The sequence below is a fragment of the Streptomyces mutabilis genome (genome assembly GCF_014649815.1).
GTDB lineage: Bacteria > Actinomycetota > Actinomycetes > Streptomycetales > Streptomycetaceae > Streptomyces > Streptomyces mutabilis.
This window is the reverse complement of the sequence record NZ_BMTT01000004.1, coordinates 18,302-34,676: the sequence shown is the minus strand read 5'-3', so window position 1 is coordinate 34,676 and position 16,375 is coordinate 18,302. Positions and strand designations below refer to the sequence as shown.

Here is a 16,375-nt window from a genome sequence, read left to right as displayed (position 1 = left end):
CCGGCGAACTCACGCTCTGTAAAGGGCTTCGACCTCGGCGCCGTAGGCGTTCTCGATGGCCTTGCGCTTCAGTTTCAGCGAGGGGGTGAGCAGCCCGTGCTCCTCGGTGAACGGCTGGGCCAGGATGCGGAAGGTGCGGATCGACTCGGCCTTCGAGACCAACGTGTTGGCGGTGACGACCGCGCGCCGCACCTCCGTCTCCAGGTCGGCGTCGTGCACCAGCTCGGCCGGGCACATCCGGGGCTTGTTGCGCATCGACAGCCAGTGGTCGACCGCCTCGGTGTCGAGGGTGATGAGGGCGGCGACGTAGGGGCGGTCGTTGCCGACGACGATGCACTGGTTGACCAGCGGATGGTCCCGGACGCGCTCCTCCAGCAGACCGGGGGAGACGCTCTTGCCGCCGGAGGTCACCAGGATCTCCTTCTTGCGGCCGGTGATGGTGAGGTAGCCGTCCTCGTCCAGCGAGCCCAGGTCACCGGTGGCGAGCCAGCCCTCGTGCAGGGTCTCGTCGGTGGCCTTGGGGTTGTTGAGGTAGCCCTGGAAGACGTTGTCGCCGTTCAGCCAGATCTCGCCGTCGTCCGCGATGCGCACGGTGACGCCTGGGATGGGCCGGCCGACGGTGCCGTAGCGGGTGCGCTCGGGCGGGTTGGCGGTGGCCGCCGCCGTGGACTCGGTCAGGCCGTAGCCCTCGTAGATCTGCACGCCCGCGCCCGCGAAGAACAGACCGAGCCGCCGGTCCATCGCCGAGCCGCCCGACATGGCGTTGCGGATGCGTCCGCCCATCGCGGCCCGGACCTTGGTGTAGACGAGCTTGTCGAAGAGCCGGTGCTGCATCCGCAGGCCCGCCGACGGGCCCGGACCGATGCCCCAGGCCTTCGTCTCCACCGCCTCCGCGTACCGCACGGCCACGCCGACGGCCTTCTCGAAGGGGCCGCCCTTCCCCTCCTTCTCGGCCTTTCGCCGGGCCGCGTTGAACACCTTCTCGAAGATGTACGGCACGGCCAGGATGAAGGTCGGCTTGAAGGCGGCCAGGTCGGGCAGGAGCGCGGCGGCGTTGAGCTGCGCCTGGTGGCCGAAGCGGACCTTGCCGCGGATCGCCGCGACCTCCACCATCCGCCCGAAGACGTGGGCGAGCGGCAGGAACAGCAGGGTCGCTACCTCGTCGCCCTTCTTGGAGTGGAACACCGGCTCCCAGCGCTCGATGACGGTGTCCGCCTCGTACATGAAGTTGCCGTGCGTCAGGACGCAGCCCTTGGGGCGGCCCGTGGTGCCCGAGGTGTAGATGACGGTGGCGACCGTGTCCGGCGTGACCGCCTTGCGGTGCCGGTGCACCACCTCGTCGTCGAGGTGGGCGCCCGCGTCGTACAGCTCCTGGACGGCGCCGGAGTCGAGCTGCCACAGGCCGCGCAGGTGCGGCAGCCGGTCGATGACGGTGGCGATCGTCATCGCGTGGTCCTCGTGCTCCACGACCGCGGCCGTCACCTCGGCGTCGTACAGCATCCACAGGCACTGCTCGGCCGAGGAGGTCGGGTAGACGGGCACCACCTGGGCGCCGATCGTCCACAGGGCGAAGTCGAAGAGCGTCCACTCGTAGCGGGTGCGGGACATGATGGCGACCCGGTCGCCGAAGCGGATGCCCTGGGCGAGCAGGCCCTTGGCGAGGGCCAGCACCTCGTCGCGGAACGCGCCGGCACTCACGTCCCGCCACCGCCCGGCGTCGTCCTTGCGGCCGAGGGCGATGCGGCCCGGATCCTCCTGGGCATGCCGGAAGACGACATCGGCCAGACCGCCCACCGGTGGTGCCGACGTCGACGGAGGACTGGTGAACTCCCGCAAATTCCGCTCCCCGTTCCTTGTGACGCACCGCACAGCGCGGTGAAAGCTACATCACGCGGAACGGGGGCGGGAGGGGTGTCAAACGCGAGCAGTGCTCATGTCCGCGCTGGTCAGCGGGAGGAAATGCGCTCACATGGGAAAAGGGCGGACACGTTCCTGACGGTTGAGTAAGTTTCGGTGCCGCAATCTCCACCGAATCTGTACGACCCGCTTACCGCCGGTACGGGGCTGTCATGAAGCCGCCTTCTCCTCCTTCAGCGCGGGCGCCGCGGAAAGCGTCACACCCGGGCCGCTTCGGGTGGCTCACCTGCCGAGGCCCGCCCGTTGAGGCGGGTGCAGGCGGTCGCCGCCCGCCAGGATCGCCGAGGCCAGGGCATCCGCCGCGCCCTGCGCCGACGGGTGGCGACGGCCGTGCACGAGTACGAAGTCGACCCGGCCGAGCTCCGGCAGTCCGGCCCGGTCGGGCACCCGTACCAGGCCGGGCGGGACGAGCCCGCGCGAGTGCGCCATCACGCCGAGGCCCGCGCGGGCCGCCGCGATCAGCCCGTTGAGGCTGCCGCTGGTGCACGCGACGCGCCACTCGCGGCCCTGCCGTTGCAGGGCGTCGATGGCGAGCGCGCGGGTGATGCCCGGCGGGGGGTAGACGATGAGCGGCACCGGACGGTCGGGGTCGAGGCGCAGGCGTTCGGCGCCGATCCACACCAGGCGGTCGCGCCAGACCGGCTCGCCCCGCGGGTCCTGCGGACGCCGCTTGGCCAGCACAAGGTCCAGTTTCCCGGCGGCCAGCTGCTCGTGCAGCGTCCCCGACAGCTCCACGGTCAGCTCGAGGTCGACCTCGGGATGGTCGTGCCGGAACCCCTCGAGGATCTCCGGCAGCCGGGTCAGCACGAAGTCTTCCGAGGCCCCGAACCGCAGTCGGCCGCGCAGCCGGGTGCCGGTGAAGAAGGCCGTCGCCTGCTCGTGCACCTCCAGGATCCGCCGCGCGAACCCGAGCATCGCCTCCCCGTCCTCCGTCAGCTCCACGGAGTGCGTGTCGCGGCTGAAGAGCTGCCGGCCGGTGGCGTCCTCCAGCCGCCGCACGTGCTGGCTCACGGTCGACTGGCGCAGTCCGAGCCGCCGGGCGGCCTGCGTGAAACTCAACGTCTGGGCCACCGACAGGAAGGTGCGCAGGTGAGAAGGGTCGTACACGCTGCAAGGCTATCGCGGTACGTGATGACAGTCAGAGCGGTGTACCGGATTCCCGATCGCTGTGCGAGGGAGCAGGATGGAGCGGGGACCCGTGAGCCCCGCGAACGCGACGAATGAGCACGACGAGCAAGTGGAGCACCGTGAGACGCCTGCGATGGCCGCGTTGGATGCCGGTCGACCCGTACATCCTGCTGCTGCTCGGGACGGTGGGCCTCGCCGCACTGCTCCCGGCCCGCGGCACGGGCGCGGACATCGCCTCCGGCGCCTCCACCGCCGCGATCGCCTTCCTCTTCTTCCTCTACGGCGCCCGGCTGTCCACCCGTGAGGCGATGGACGGCCTGCGGCACTGGCGGCTCCACGTCACCGTGCTCGCCTGCACCTTCGTCGTCTTCCCGCTGCTCGGTCTCGCTTCGCGCGGACTCGTCCCGGTCCTCCTGACCGACCCGCTCCACCAGGGCCTGCTCTTCCTCACCCTGGTGCCGTCCACCATCCAGTCCTCGATCGCGTTCACCTCGATCGCCCGCGGCAACGTGCCCGCCGCGATCTGCGCCGGTTCCTTCTCCTCGCTGGTGGGCATCGTCGCGACGCCGCTGCTGGCGGCCGCGCTGCTGGGCGGCGACGGGGGCGGGTTCTCCGCCGACTCGGTCGTGGAGATCGTGCTGCAACTGCTGGTGCCGTTCGTCGCCGGGCAGCTGCTGCGCCGCTGGATCGGGGGCTTCGTCGCCCGGCACAAGAAAGTCCTCGGGCTCGTCGACCGCGGCTCGATCCTCCTCGTCGTCTACACGGCGTTCAGCGAGGGCATGGTCGAGGGCGTCTGGCACCAGGTCAGCCCGGTCCGGCTGGCCGGGCTGCTGGCGGTCGAGGCCGTGCTGCTCGCCGTGATGCTGCTGCTGACCTGGTACGGGGCGAAGGCGCTGCGCTTCGACCGGGCGGACCGGATCGCGATCCAGTTCGCCGGGTCGAAGAAGTCCCTCGCCGCCGGACTGCCGATGGCGAGCGTCCTGTTCGGCGCCCAGGCCTCGCTGGCCGTGCTGCCGCTGATGCTCTTCCACCAGATGCAGCTGATGGTCTGCGCGGTCATCGCGAAGCGCCGCTCGCACGATTCGGAGGCGGAGGCGCCCGGGGAACCCGCCGCCGCGGGGCGCGCCACGGTCGGTACCGGCAGCCGCTGAGCCGGTGGGGCGCCGTCAGCCGCCCGCCGCCACCCCGTCCAGCGGCAGGTGCAGCACGGTGTTCCCGGCAGCCGAGGGCGGGTTCCCGGCGGCGATCTCCGCGTCGGTCAGCGCCCGGTTCCACACGTGCACCTCGTCGATCGCGCCGGTGAAGCGGGCCCGGCCGTCCACCCGCTCCCCGATGTGCACACCGAACGGCGAATTGCGGCTCACCGAGCCGGGGACGTCCGCCGCGCCGACCGTCGTACCGTCGACGAACAGCGTGAGCCGGCCCCCGCCGCGGCGCAGCGCCAGGTGGTGCCAGCGGCCGTCGTCGTAGGCACTGTCGGTGCGCACCCACGCCGAGCGCGGGGCCGCTCCGCCCTCACGCGTGGTGATCAGCCCCTGGACCCGGCCGTTGCCGGGCTCGGCGCGCACCCACACCTGGGGCTGGCGGGTGCCGACCCCGCCCATCCACAGCAGCGGCTGCTCCCCGCCGTCCGCCGAGTACCGGAACCGGAGCGACGCCGTGAAGTCCCCGGCCCCCAGCGGCAGCCGCTCGTCGTACGGCAGCCGTACGGCGTCGTCGACGCCGTCGAAGGAGAGCGCGCCGCCCACCGCGCCGTCCGTCGTCCCGGCGCCGCCGAGCACGACCGCGGGCGCTGCGCCCGGCGCGAGGTCGGGAGTGGTCGGATCGGCGCCCCGGCGCGGCTGGAGCCAGCCCTCGGTGAAGCGGGCGAAGCGGATCTCGTCGCGGGCGTCCACCGGCCCGGCCTCGTACATCAGGCCCACCGTCGCGTCGTCGACGGCCACCATGTCGGAGTAGCCGGACCAGTCCCGGGTGACGACCGTGCCGCGGTCAACGCTGTCCCAGGTCGCGCCGCCGTCGTAGGAGGAGCGGACCGACATCGTGCGGCGACGGTCGGGGTCGGCGGGGGCGGACAGCAGCATCCGGTCGCCGAGGCGGAGCACGGCCCCCTGCACCTGCGGGGTGTACAGGTCCGGCAGGGCCCGGAACGGCGCGGCGAAACTGTCGCCGCCGTCGCGGCTGACGGCCTGGGTGCGGTGTCCGAGGTCGGTGCCGTTCTCCTCCCGGCCGCTGACCAGGAGCGAGCCGTCGGCGCGTTCGGTGAGGGTGAGCTCGGACGGTTTCTGCCGGAAGGTGCCGTCGGCGGCGACGGGCCAGGTGTCGGTGGCCCCGATCCTCCAGTTCTCGCCGCCGTCGTCGCTGACCACGAGCGCCGCGTGGTTGGCGGTGACCCGCTCGCCGTCCCAGGTCTCGGCGTTGACGCCGACCACGAGGCGTCCGGCGCGGTCGCCGCCGGTCAGCTGGATGCCGTGCACGGGGCCGGTCGCGTACCAGGAGTCCCAGTCGGGCGGCTGGATCTGAGCGCTCAGGTCGCGGGGCGTGGACCAGGTGCGGCCGTCGTCGTCGCTGTACTGCAGGTGGGGCGTGCGGGCACAGGGCACCGCGCAGTTGCCGCCGTCGGTGCGCCCCTCGTTGTACGTCTCGACCAGCAGGACGCGGCCGGTGGCGCGGTCCACGACCGGGGCCGGGTTGCCGTGGGTGTCGCCGCCGCCCTCGTTGACGACCTGGAGCGGGCTCCAGGTGCGCCCGCCGTCGGTCGAGCGCTTGACGACGATGTCGATGTCGCCGGCGTCCCCGCAGTCGAGGACGCGGCCCTCGGCGAAGGCGAGCAGGGTGCCCTCCGTCGTCCGCACGATCGCCGGGATACGGAAGCAGGCGTAACCGCCGGGGTCCTGGTCGGCCCGGAAGAGGACCTGCTGCTCGAACTCCGCGGCACGGCCCTTCGGTTCGGCGTGGGCCGGCAGCGCGGAGGCGGCCAGGGCGAACAGGGAGGCGAGGGCGAGCAGGGGGGAGCGCGGACGCGTACGGGGAGGTGACGGCATGGAGCGGTCTGCCCTTCAGGCGGCTGAGCCGGTCATCAGGACATCAGTACATCAGGACGTTCCGTCCTTGATACGCCCCATTCGATCACGCGCGTGTCGCCGGACGGCGCTCACCGGAGTCCGGCCGTGCACGGGCCTGGGATCACGGCGGGGCCCCGGCGACGCAGGGGGCGCTCCCCGCCGGTCGGGGCCCCGCCGCCGTGGCGCGGGGGGCCGGTCAGCCCCGGGAGGCCGCGGCCCGGAGGGCGACGCGGTCCTCACCCGCGTACACGTTCATGGAGGTGCCGCGCAGGAAGCCCACCAGGGTCAGCCCCGTCTCGGCGGCCAGGTCCACCGCGAGCGAGGACGGCGCCGACACGGCGGCCAGCACCGGGATTCCCGCCATCACGGCCTTCTGCGCCAACTCGAAGGACGCCCGGCCGGACACCAGCAGCACCGAGCGGGACAGCGGCAGGTCCCCGTTTCGCAGGGCGCGGCCGACCAGCTTGTCGACCGCGTTGTGCCGGCCCACGTCCTCCCGCACGTCGACCAGTTCGCCGCCCTCGTCGAACAGGGCCGCCGCGTGCAGGCCGCCGGTCCGGTCGAAGACCCGCTGGGCGGCGCGCAGCCGGTCGGGCAGGCTCGCCAGCAGCTCCGGACTGACCCGGACCGGGGGAGTGTCGGCGATGGGCCAGCGGGCGGTCGTGCGCACCGCGTCCAAGCTGGCCTTTCCGCACAGGCCGCAGGACGAGGTGGTGTAGACGTTCCGCTCCAGGGTGATGTCCGGAGCCTGGACGTGCGTGGCCGTCCGCACGTCCACCACGTTGTACGTGTTCGAGCCGTCGGCCGTCGCGCCCGCGCAGTACACGATGTTCTGCAGGTCGCCCTGCTCGGCGAGCACGCCCTCGCTCACCAGGAAACCGGCCGCCAGCGCGAAGTCGTCGCCCGGGGTGCGCATCGTGATCGCCAGCGGCTTGCCGTTCAGCCGGATCTCCAGCGGTTCCTCGGCGACGAGCGTGTCCGGCCGGGTGGAGACCGCCCCGTCCCGGATGCGGATGACCTTGCGACGTTCCGTGACTCGTCCCATGTGTATCAGTCCCGGTTCTGTACGTGCTGGTAGCCGAAGCGGCCCTTGATGCAGAGGTTGCCGTGGGTCACCGGGTTGTCGTGCGGGGAGGTGACCTTGACGATCTCATTGTCCTGCACGTGGAGGGTGAGGTTGCAGCCCACACCGCAGTACGCGCACACCGTGGTCGTCTCGGTCTGCCGCTCCTCGTCCCAGGTGCCGGCCGCCCGCATGTCGAACTCGGACTTGAAGGACAGCGCCCCCGTGGGGCAGACCTCGATGCAGTTGCCGCAGTAGACGCATGCCGAGTCGGTCAGCGGGGCGTCGTGCTCGACGGAGATCCGGGCGTCGAAGCCGCGGCCGGAGACGGAGATGGCGAAGGTGTTCTGCCACTGGTCGCCGCAGGCGTCCACGCACTTGTAGCAGAGGATGCACTTGCCGTAGTCGCGGACGTACAGGTCGTTGTCGATCCGGGGTTCCTCGTCGACCCGGGCGGCGTCGGGGCCGAAGCGGTCGGGTTCCGCCTCGTACTCCTTCAGCCACGCAGCGACCGCCGGGGTCGTGGACAGGTCGACCGACGACGCCAGCAGTTCGAGGACGACCTTGCGGCTGTGCCGGGCGCGCTCGGTCTCCGTGCGCACCACCATGCCCGGCTCCGCCCGGCGCGAGCACGCGGGGGCGAGGGTACGGGCGCCCTCGACCTCCACCACGCAGACCCGGCAGGCGTTCTTCGGGGTGAGCGTGTCGCCCTCGCACAGGGTCGGGACCTCCTTGCCGGCGGCCCGGCAGGCGTCGAGGAGCGTCGACCCCTCCGGGACCCGGGCCTGCTGTCCGTCGAGGGTGAACTCCACCAGTCGGCGCGGCACTCCGAGCGGTATCGCGGTCATTCGTACGCCCCCAGACGGTCGATGGCGGATTCCACGGCGTTCCAAGCGGTCTGCCCCAGGCCGCAGATCGAGGCGTCCCGCATCGCGCGGCCCACCTCCCGCAGCAGGGCGATGTCACCGGCCGCGGCGGCACCCGTGCGCTCGGCGATCCGGTGCAGCGCCTCCTCCTGGCGGACGGTCCCGACCCGGCAGGGCACGCACTGTCCGCACGACTCGTCGCGGAAGAACTCGGCGATGCGCAGGAGAAGGCGGGGGAGCCGGATCGTGTCGTCGAAGGCCATCACCACTCCGGAGCCGAGGGTCGTGCCCGCCTCGCGGGTGCCCTCGAAGGTGAGGGGGATGTCGAGCTCGTCCGGGCGTACGAAGCCGCCGGCGGCTCCGCCGAGCAGGACCGCCCGGAGGCCGTCCCGCACACCGGCGAGGGTGAGCAGTTCGCCCAGCGTCGCACCGAAGGGGAGTTCGTAGACGCCGGGGCGGGTCACGCTGCCCGACACGCAGAACAGTTTCGGGCCGGGGGAGCCGGGGGTGCCGATCGCCGCGTACGCCTGGGCGCCCATGGTGAGGACGGGCAGTACGTTGACCAGCGTCTCCACGTTGTTCGCCACCGTGGGTTTGCCGAACAGGCCCTTCTCCACGGGGAACGGCGGCTTGGAGCGGGGCTCGCCCCGGTGGCCCTCGATGGAGTTGAACAGGGCGGTCTCCTCGCCGCAGACGTACGCGCCCGCCCCGCGCCGGATCTCGATGTCGAATGCGTAGCCCTGGCCCATGACGTCGTCGCCGAGCAGGCCGCGGGCGCGGGCCTGCACGATCGCGTGGGTGAGGCGGTCGAGGGCGCGCGGGTACTCGCCGCGGAGGTAGAGGTAGCCCTTGTGCGCGCCGGTCGCGTAGGCCGCGACGGTCATCGCCTCGACGAGCGCGTACGGGTCGCCCTCCATGAGCACGCGGTCCTTGAAGGTGCCCGGCTCGGATTCGTCGGCGTTGCAGACGAGGTGGTGCGGGTGGTCGGGCTGGGCGGCGGTGGCCTGCCACTTGCGTCCGGTGGGGAAGGCGGCGCCGCCGCGGCCGACCAGGCCGGCGTCGGTGACCTCGCGGATTACGCCGGCGGGGCCGAGGGCGAAGGCGCGGCGCAGGGCGGTGTAGCCGCCGTGGGCGCGGTAGTCGTCGAGGGAGGCGGGGTCGGTGGTGCCGATGCGGTGGAGGAGCGTGAGGGCGGGGTCGCCGGCCTGGGGGACGGCGGCTTCGGGGGAGGGTTCGGCGGGGGCGGTTTCGGGAGCGGTGGCCGCGCGGGCAGCGGCGGCGGGATTCGCGGGGGCGCATACGGCGGTGGCGTGGTGTGTGTTTCGCCCCCGCCGCCCTCTCCCTCCCCCGCTCTCGGCTTCGCTCGAGCGTGAGGTGCCCCCATCGTCCCCGGGGGCTGCGCCCCCGGACCCCCCTACGGCCTGGACGGCCTCGTCCTCGAACGCCGGACGGGCCGTCTCACCCGCCCGGATCGCCAAGGCCGCCGGGGCCCGTTCGCACAGTCCCAGGCACGGGCTGCGCTCGACCTTCACCCCGTTCTCCGGGCCCAGCCGTGCCTCCACCGCCGCGCACAGCTCGCCCGCCCCCGCCGCCGTGCACGCCAGGTCCGTGCAGACGTGAAGGACCGTGGCCGGGCGGGGGCGGACCGAGAACATGGCGTAGAAGGTGGCGACGCCGTACGCCTCGGCCGGAGGAATCGTCAAGCGCCGGCACACGTAGTCCAGGGCGCCCTCGCTGATCCAGCCGACCCGGTCGTTGACCGCGTGCAGTGCCGGGAGGAGCAGGTCGCGGGCTTCCCGGCCGCCCCGGGACCATCTGAGGTCGGCGTCGGAGCGGTCGGCGCCCTCCCACGACGACTCGGGAGCGCCGAGCAGGGCGTCGACGGCCTCGCGCTCGTCGTCCGTGGGCTTGCTGTCACCGAAGCGCAGGTCCACCGTTGCTCACCTTCTCGATCCGGATCGCCGAGGCCTTGAACTCCGCCGTCCCGGCGATCGGGCAGTTGGCCTCGATGGTCAGCTGGTTGGTGTCCACCTCGTCGGGGAAGTGGAAGCTCATGAAGGCGAGCCCGGGCCGCAGCGCGGTGTCGACCCACACGGGCGCGACCAGCGACCCGCGCCGCGAGGTCACCCGTACCTCCTCGCCGACGGCCACGCCGTAGCGCTCGGCGTCCTCCGGGCACAGCTCGACGGACTCGCCGCGCCGCAGGGGGGATGCGTAACCGCCGCTCTGGACGCCGGTGTTGTAGGAGTCGAGGCGGCGTCCGGTGGTCAGGCGGATCGGGTACTCCTCGTCGGTGAGGTCCACGGGCGGGTCGTGCCGGACGATGCCGAAGGGCGCGCGTCGGCCGCGTCGCGACGGGTCGGTGTCCCACAACCTGCCGTGCAGGTAAGTGGGTTCCAGCTCCTCGGCGCTCGGGCACGGCCACTGGATGCCCTGGTGCTCCTCCAGGCGCGCGTACGTCATTCCGTGGTGGTCCGGCGACAGGGAGCGCAGCTCGTTCCAGACCGCTTCGGCGTCCGCGTACTTCCAGTCGTGGCCGAGGCGGGCCGCCAGGTCGCAGAGGATGTCGATGTCCTCCCGGGCCTCACCCGGCGGGGTCACGGCCCGGCGCACGCGCTGGACGCGCCGTTCGCTGTTGGTGGTGGTGCCCTCGGTCTCCGCCCAGCCGGCGGTGGCGGGAAGGACGACGTCGGCCAGCTCGGCGGTCTTCGTCAGGAAGATGTCCTGCACGACGAGGAAGTCCAGTGCCCGCAGCCGGCGTACCGTCTGTTCGCCGTCCGCCTCCGACTGTGCCGGGTTCTCGCCGATGCAGTACACGGCCCGCAGCGTGCCCTCGTCCATGGCCTCGAACATCTGCGTGAGGGTGAGGCCGTGGTGCGGCTGGATGACCGTGTCCCAAGCCGACTCGAACTTGTGCCGGACCGCGGGGTCGAGTACGTCCTGGAAGCCGGGCAGCCGGTTGGGGATCGCGCCCATGTCGCCGCCGCCCTGCACGTTGTTCTGGCCGCGCAGCGGCTGGAGCCCGGAGCCGTAGCGGCCGACGTGCCCGGTGAGCAGGGAGAGGTTGATCAGCGCGCGGACGTTGTCGGTGCCGTTGTGGTGCTCGGTGATGCCGAGGGTCCAGCACAGCTGGGCGCGCTCGGCGCGGGCGTAGGCGTGGGCCAGGTCCCGGACGGCGGCGGCCGGTACGCCGGTCACCTTCTCGGCTAGGGAGAGCGTCCACGGTTCGACGAGGGCCCGGTACTCCTCGTAGCCGGTGGTGGCCCGTTCGACGAACGCCTCGTTGACGAGCCCCGCGTGGATGATCTCGCGGCCGACCGCGTGCGCGAGCGGGATGTCGGTGCCGACGTCCGGGCCGAGCCAGCTCTCCGCCCACTCGGCGGTGGAGGTGCGGCGCGGGTCGACGGCGTACATGCGGGCGCCGGCCCGGATGCCCTTGAGCACGTGCTGGAAGAAGATGGGGTGGGCGAAGCGGGCGTTGGAGCCCCACATGACGATGACGTCGGTGTGCTCGATCTCCTCGTACGAGGAGGTGCCGCCGCCCGAACCGAAGGCGGCCGAGAGGCCGGCGACGCTCGGGGCGTGGCAGGTGCGGTTGCAGGAGTCGACGTTGTGGGTGCCCATCACCACCCGGGTGAACTTCTGGGCGACGTAGTTCATCTCGTTGGTCGCGCGGGCGCAGGAGAACATCCCGAACGCGCCGCGCGCCGCCGCCAGGCCCCGGGCGGTGCGGTCCAGGGCCTCGTCCCAGGTCGCGCGGCGGAAGGGCTGGTCGCGCGAGTCGCGGACCAGGGGGTGGATGAGACGGGTGTAGGTCTTCGGTTGCCGTTTCCTCATGCGGCGCTCCTCAGCGCGAGCAGGTCCGACAGGGCGTGCACGGTGCGCAGCGTGGGCACCGGGACCCCGGTGATCTCCGCCAGTTCGACCACCGCCGCGAGCAGTACGTCGAGTTCGAGCGGCTTGCCGCGCTCCAGGTCCTGGAGCGTGGAGGTGCGGTGGTCGCCGACCCGTTCGGCGCCGGCGAGCCGGCGCTCGATGGAGACGCCGACCTCGCAGCCGAGGGCCGCGGCGACCGCCAGCGTCTCGGTCATCATCGTCTCGATGACCTGGCGGGTGCCGCCGTGCAGGCACATCTGCCGCATGGTGGCGCGCGCGAGGGCACTGATCGGGTTGAAGGAGATGTTGCCCAGCAGCTTCAGCCAGATGTCCCGGCGCAGATCCGGTTCGACCGGGCACTTCAGGCCGCCCGCGCGCATCGCCTCGCTAAGCGTCAGGCAGCGTGCGGAGACATCGCGGCCGGGCTCGCCGATCGAGAAGCGGGTGCCCTCCACGTGCCGTACGACGCCGGGCTGTTCGAGCTCGGTGGCCGCGTAGACGACGCAGCCGACGGCCCGGTCGGGCGCGAGCACCGTACTGACCGCGCCCTGCGGGTCGACAGTCTCCAGCCGGCGGCCGTCCCAGGGCCCGCCGTGCCGGTGGAAGTACCACCACGGAATGCCGTTCTGGGCGGCCACGATCGCCGTGGTGTCGTGCAGCAGCGGCTCGATCAGCGGCCCGCACGCCGCGTACGAGGTCGCCTTGAGGCCCAGGAACACGTAGTCGGACGGGCCGACTTCGGACGGGTCGTCGGTGGCGCGGGGGTGCGCGGTGAAGTCGCCGCGCGGACTGCGCACCCGTACTCCGTACTGCCTCATGGCCGCCAGATGCGGTCCACGGGCGATGAGGTGCACGTCGGCGCCCGCGCGGTGGAGCGCGGCGCCGACGTAGGCGCCGATCGCCCCGGCGCCGAGGACTGCGACTTTCATGGCGAGGGAGCTCCGTTCGGTCGAGGGATACCGCGGAACTGCCGACGAGGTCGACGAAATATTGTCTACAGTATGGAGGCAGGGTCGACAGGGTCGACAAGGCGCGCGGCAAGCTTTGTGGAGCACCAGTGGTTGTCTGCTCAACTGTCTTCTCAACCGCCCCGCGCGTCCCTACGGTTGGGAAATCATGAGTCCCCCCGTCGCACCCCCGGGCTGGAGCCGCTGGCTCGTTCCCCCCGCCGCACTCTCCGTCCACCTCTCCATCGGCCAGGCGTACGCCTGGTCCGTGTTCAAACCGCCCCTGGAGTCCGCCCTCGGCCTCAGCGGCACGCAGAGCGCGCTCCCGTTCCAGCTCGGGATCGTCATGCTCGGGCTGTCCGCGGCCTTCGGCGGCACCCTCGTGGAACGGCACGGGCCGCGCTGGGCGATGACCGTCGCCCTGGTCTGCTTCTCGTCCGGTTTCCTGCTCTCCGCGCTCGGCGCGGCGGTGGAGCAGTACTGGCTGATCGTCCTCGGCTACGGCTTCGTCGGCGGGATCGGCCTCGGCATCGGCTACATCTCACCGGTCTCGACGCTCATCAAGTGGTTCCCGGACCGGCCCGGCATGGCCACCGGCATCGCCATCATGGGCTTCGGCGGCGGCGCGCTCATCGCCTCGCCCTGGTCGGCGCAGATGCTGAAGTCGTTCGGCACCGACAGCTCCGGGATCGCCCTCGCCTTCCTCGTGCACGGACTCGCGTACGCCGTCTTCATGCTGCTGGGCGTGCTGCTGGTGCGGGTGCCGCGCCCCAGGGAACGGGCGGACGGCGGCCCGGCCGCCCTCGAAGGCGTCCAGGTCCCGGCGCGCGGAGCCATGCGCACGCCGCAGTTCTGGCTGCTCTGGGTGGTGCTCTGCATGAACGTCACGGCCGGCATCGGCATCCTGGAGAAGGCCGCGCCGATGATCACCGACTTCTTCGCCGACACCTCCACACCGGTGTCCGTGACGGCCGCCGCCGGGTTCGTGGCGCTGCTGTCCGCGGCCAACATGGCGGGCCGGATCGGCTGGTCCTCGACCTCCGACCTGATCGGACGCAAGAACATCTACCGCGTCTACCTCGGCGTCGGCGCGCTGATGTATGCGCTCATCGCCATGTTCGGCGACTCCTCCAAGCCACTGTTCGTCCTGTGCGCCCTCGTCGTCCTCTCCTTCTACGGCGGCGGCTTCGCCACGGTCCCCGCCTACCTCAAGGACCTCTTCGGCACCTACCAGGTGGGGGCGATCCACGGCCGGCTGCTCACCGCCTGGTCCACGGCCGGCGTCCTCGGGCCGCTGATCGTGAACTGGATCGCCGACCGGCAGGAGGAGGCCGGGAAGCACGGCTCCGCCCTGTACGGAACGTCCTTCGTCATCATGATCGGGCTGCTCGTCGTCGGCTTCGTCGCCAACGAACTCGTCCGTCCCGTCCATCCCCGCCACCACCTGCCCGCCGCGCCGGCCCGGAAGGAGGCCACCGATGTCCCACGACAGCAGCCAGAGTCCGCCTGACCCGCCCTCCCGGCGGCCACTGATCGCCTTCACCTGGCTGTGGGTGGGCGCTCCGCTCGCCTACGGGCTGTACGAACTCGTCCGCAAGGCGACCCAGCTGTTCACCGGGTGACGCGTGGAGGGCGCCCGGGGTGCTGACCGAAGCCGACAAGGCGGACGCCGGTTTCCTGTCGCTTCACCTGCCGTCGTACCCGTCGGTCACTGATCACACTGGTGGATCCCGTACCCGAGGCAAGCGAGGACTCCACCCATGCACCACGGCTCCCGGATCACCGCCGTCGGCCACTACCAGCCCGCCGGTGTCCTCACCAACGAGGACCTGGCGGGCATGGTCGACACCAGCGACGAGTGGATCAGGAGCCGCGTCGGCATTCGTTCCCGCCGTATCGCGGGCCCCGACGAGCCGGTCGACGAGCTGGCCGGCCACGCCGCCGCCAAGGCGCTCGCGTCGGCCGGGGCGACCCCCGCCGACGTGGACATGGTCGTGGTCGCCACCTCCACCGCGATCGACCGCTCCCCGAACACCGCCGCCCGCGTCGCCGCCCGCCTCGGCATCCCCGGGCCCGCCGCGCTGGACGTCAACGTCGTCTGCGCCGGCTTCACGCACGCTCTGGCCACCGCCGACCACGCCGTGCGGGCCGGCTCGTCGAGCCGGGCGCTGGTCATCGGCGCGGACAAGATGTCCGAGGTGACCGACTGGTCCGACCGCACCACCTGCGTGCTGGTCGGCGACGGGGCGGGGGCGGCCGTCGTGGAGGCGTGCGCGCCGGGTGAGGACGCCGGGATCGGGCCCGTGCTGTGGGGGTCGGTGCCCGAGATGGGCAACGCGGTCCGCATCGAGGGCACCCCGCCGAGGTTCGCGCAGGAGGGCCAGAGCGTCTACCGCTGGGCGACCACCAAGCTTCCCGCCATCGCCCGCCAGGCCTGCGAACGGTCCGGACTCGCCCCCGCCGACCTCGCCGCGGTCGTCCTGCACCAGGCCAACCTGCGCATCATCGAACCCCTCGCCGCGAAGATCGGCGCCGTGAACGCCGTCGTCGCCCGCGATGTCGTGGAATCCGGCAACACCTCGGCGGCGAGCATCCCCCTCGCACTCTCGAAACTGGTGGAGCGGGGCGAGATCACCACCGGTGACCCGGTGCTGCTCTTCGGCTTCGGCGGCAACCTCTCCTACGCCGGACAGGTCATCCGCTGCCCCTGAACCGGAGCCGCGATGTGGCGTGCCTCACCCTCATCGCCGGGCCCTGTGCGCCGTAGACTGTAGACGAAACACAATCGATCTCGGTGTACTCGTCGTGCTCGTCGTACCGCTTCCGAGGGGGACCGATGTTGTCCGCAGGACTGCCGCAGGGCGCGGTGCCCAGACTCGAACGGCCCGGCCCACTGCGCGACCGCGTCTACGAGGCGCTGCTGGAACTCATCACGACCCGGGCCCTCCGGCCCGGCCAGCACCTCGTCGAAAGCGAACTCGCCGGTCACCTCGGGGTCTCCAGGCAGCCCGTACGGGAGGCGCTGCAGCGGCTCAACACCGAGGGCTGGGTCGATCTGCGCCCCGCGCAGGGCGCCTTCGTGCACGAGCCGACGGAGGAGGAGGCCGACCAGCTGCTGACGGTCCGTACGCTGCTGGAGGCCGAGGCCGCCCGACTCGCCGCGGCCAACGCGTCGAGTGCGGGAGTGGCCGCCCTGGAGGAGCTGTGCGAGGAGGGTGAGGGTGCCGTCGCGGCGGACGACGTGGACGCCGCCGTCTCCGCCAACGCCCGCTTCCACGCGAAGGTCATGGAGTTGGCCGGCAACGCCGTCCTCGCCGAACTCGCCGCGCAGGTCGACCGCCGGGTCCGCTGGTACTACACGCCCGTCGCCCGGCAGCGCGGCCGGCAGTCCTGGATCGAGCACCGCCGGCTGATCGCCGCCATCACCGACCGGGACGAGCAGGCGGCGACCCGGCTGATGCGTGAGCACACCGAACACACCCGGCGTTCGTACCACGCGCGCGGCGAGTCGTAGGG

At 72.1% G+C, this 16,375-nt stretch carries 13 protein-coding genes; 5 read left to right on the top strand and 8 right to left on the bottom strand.

The genetic code is table 11. The annotated features are described in order from the left end of the window. Positions 1–9: 9 nt before the first annotated feature. Positions 10–1,836, bottom strand: a complete 1,827-nt coding sequence (locus IE142_RS10905) for an AMP-dependent synthetase/ligase (RefSeq protein ID WP_191885547.1) — start codon at positions 1,834–1,836, stop codon at positions 10–12. Positions 1,837–2,139: 303 nt separating this feature from the next. Continuing rightward, the gene (locus IE142_RS10900; RefSeq protein ID WP_191885546.1) at positions 2,140–3,024 is read right to left on the bottom strand and encodes a LysR substrate-binding domain-containing protein; all 885 of its coding nucleotides are present in this window, start codon (positions 3,022–3,024) and stop codon (positions 2,140–2,142) included. 167 nt (positions 3,025–3,191) lie between these two features. Here IE142_RS10900 and IE142_RS10895 point away from each other — a divergent pair, with 167 nt between their 5' ends. Beyond that, the gene (locus IE142_RS10895; RefSeq protein ID WP_191885858.1) at positions 3,192–4,196 is read left to right on the top strand and encodes a bile acid:sodium symporter family protein; all 1,005 of its coding nucleotides are present in this window, start codon (positions 3,192–3,194) and stop codon (positions 4,194–4,196) included. 15 nt (positions 4,197–4,211) lie between these two features. Here the strand turns inward: IE142_RS10895 and IE142_RS10890 are convergent, their stop codons facing one another. The 6 genes from IE142_RS10890 to IE142_RS10865 all read right to left on the bottom strand — a co-directional run bounded on the left by IE142_RS10890 (position 4,212) and on the right by IE142_RS10865 (position 12,841). Next, positions 4,212–6,086, bottom strand: coding sequence for a sialidase family protein (locus IE142_RS10890; RefSeq protein ID WP_191885545.1), 1,875 nt, complete (start codon positions 6,084–6,086; stop codon positions 4,212–4,214). Positions 6,087–6,303: 217 nt separating this feature from the next. After that, positions 6,304–7,152, bottom strand: coding sequence for a formate dehydrogenase accessory sulfurtransferase FdhD (fdhD, locus tag IE142_RS10885; protein ID WP_191885544.1), 849 nt, complete (start codon positions 7,150–7,152; stop codon positions 6,304–6,306). 5 nt (positions 7,153–7,157) lie between these two features. After that, positions 7,158–8,018 carry a 2Fe-2S iron-sulfur cluster-binding protein gene (locus IE142_RS10880; protein ID WP_191885543.1) on the bottom strand — a complete coding sequence of 287 codons (861 nt, stop codon included), beginning with the start codon at positions 8,016–8,018 and terminating at the stop codon, positions 7,158–7,160. Beyond that, on the bottom strand, positions 8,015–9,970 hold the full coding sequence (locus tag IE142_RS10875; RefSeq protein ID WP_191885542.1) for an NAD(P)H-dependent oxidoreductase subunit E: 1,956 nt from the start codon (positions 9,968–9,970) through the stop codon (positions 8,015–8,017). Before IE142_RS10875 ends, IE142_RS10880 begins: the two co-directional genes overlap by 4 nt. Then, positions 9,951–11,873, bottom strand: coding sequence for a molybdopterin oxidoreductase family protein (locus IE142_RS10870; RefSeq protein WP_191885541.1), 1,923 nt, complete (start codon positions 11,871–11,873; stop codon positions 9,951–9,953). The genes IE142_RS10875 and IE142_RS10870 overlap by 20 nt, the downstream gene beginning before the upstream one ends. Beyond that, positions 11,870–12,841 (bottom strand): 2-dehydropantoate 2-reductase, encoded by a 972-nt coding sequence (locus IE142_RS10865; RefSeq protein ID WP_191885540.1) that lies wholly within the window; start codon positions 12,839–12,841, stop codon positions 11,870–11,872. The genes IE142_RS10870 and IE142_RS10865 overlap by 4 nt, the downstream gene beginning before the upstream one ends. A 187-nt stretch (positions 12,842–13,028) precedes the next feature. Here IE142_RS10865 and IE142_RS10860 point away from each other — a divergent pair, with 187 nt between their 5' ends. The 4 genes from IE142_RS10860 to IE142_RS10845 all read left to right on the top strand — a co-directional run bounded on the left by IE142_RS10860 (position 13,029) and on the right by IE142_RS10845 (position 16,373). Then, entirely contained in the window at positions 13,029–14,369 is a 1,341-nt protein-coding gene (locus IE142_RS10860; RefSeq protein WP_191885539.1) for an OFA family MFS transporter, read from the top strand. Then, positions 14,338–14,481 (top strand): MFS transporter small subunit, encoded by a 144-nt coding sequence (locus tag IE142_RS10855; RefSeq protein ID WP_167343782.1) that lies wholly within the window; start codon positions 14,338–14,340, stop codon positions 14,479–14,481. Before IE142_RS10860 ends, IE142_RS10855 begins: the two co-directional genes overlap by 32 nt. Before the next feature lie 138 nt (positions 14,482–14,619). After that, positions 14,620–15,570 carry a beta-ketoacyl-ACP synthase III gene (locus IE142_RS10850; RefSeq protein ID WP_191885538.1) on the top strand — a complete coding sequence of 317 codons (951 nt, stop codon included), beginning with the start codon at positions 14,620–14,622 and terminating at the stop codon, positions 15,568–15,570. A 125-nt stretch (positions 15,571–15,695) separates the two neighbouring features. Then, positions 15,696–16,373, top strand: coding sequence for a GntR family transcriptional regulator (locus IE142_RS10845; RefSeq protein WP_191885537.1), 678 nt, complete (start codon positions 15,696–15,698; stop codon positions 16,371–16,373). Positions 16,374–16,375: the final 2 nt, after the last annotated feature.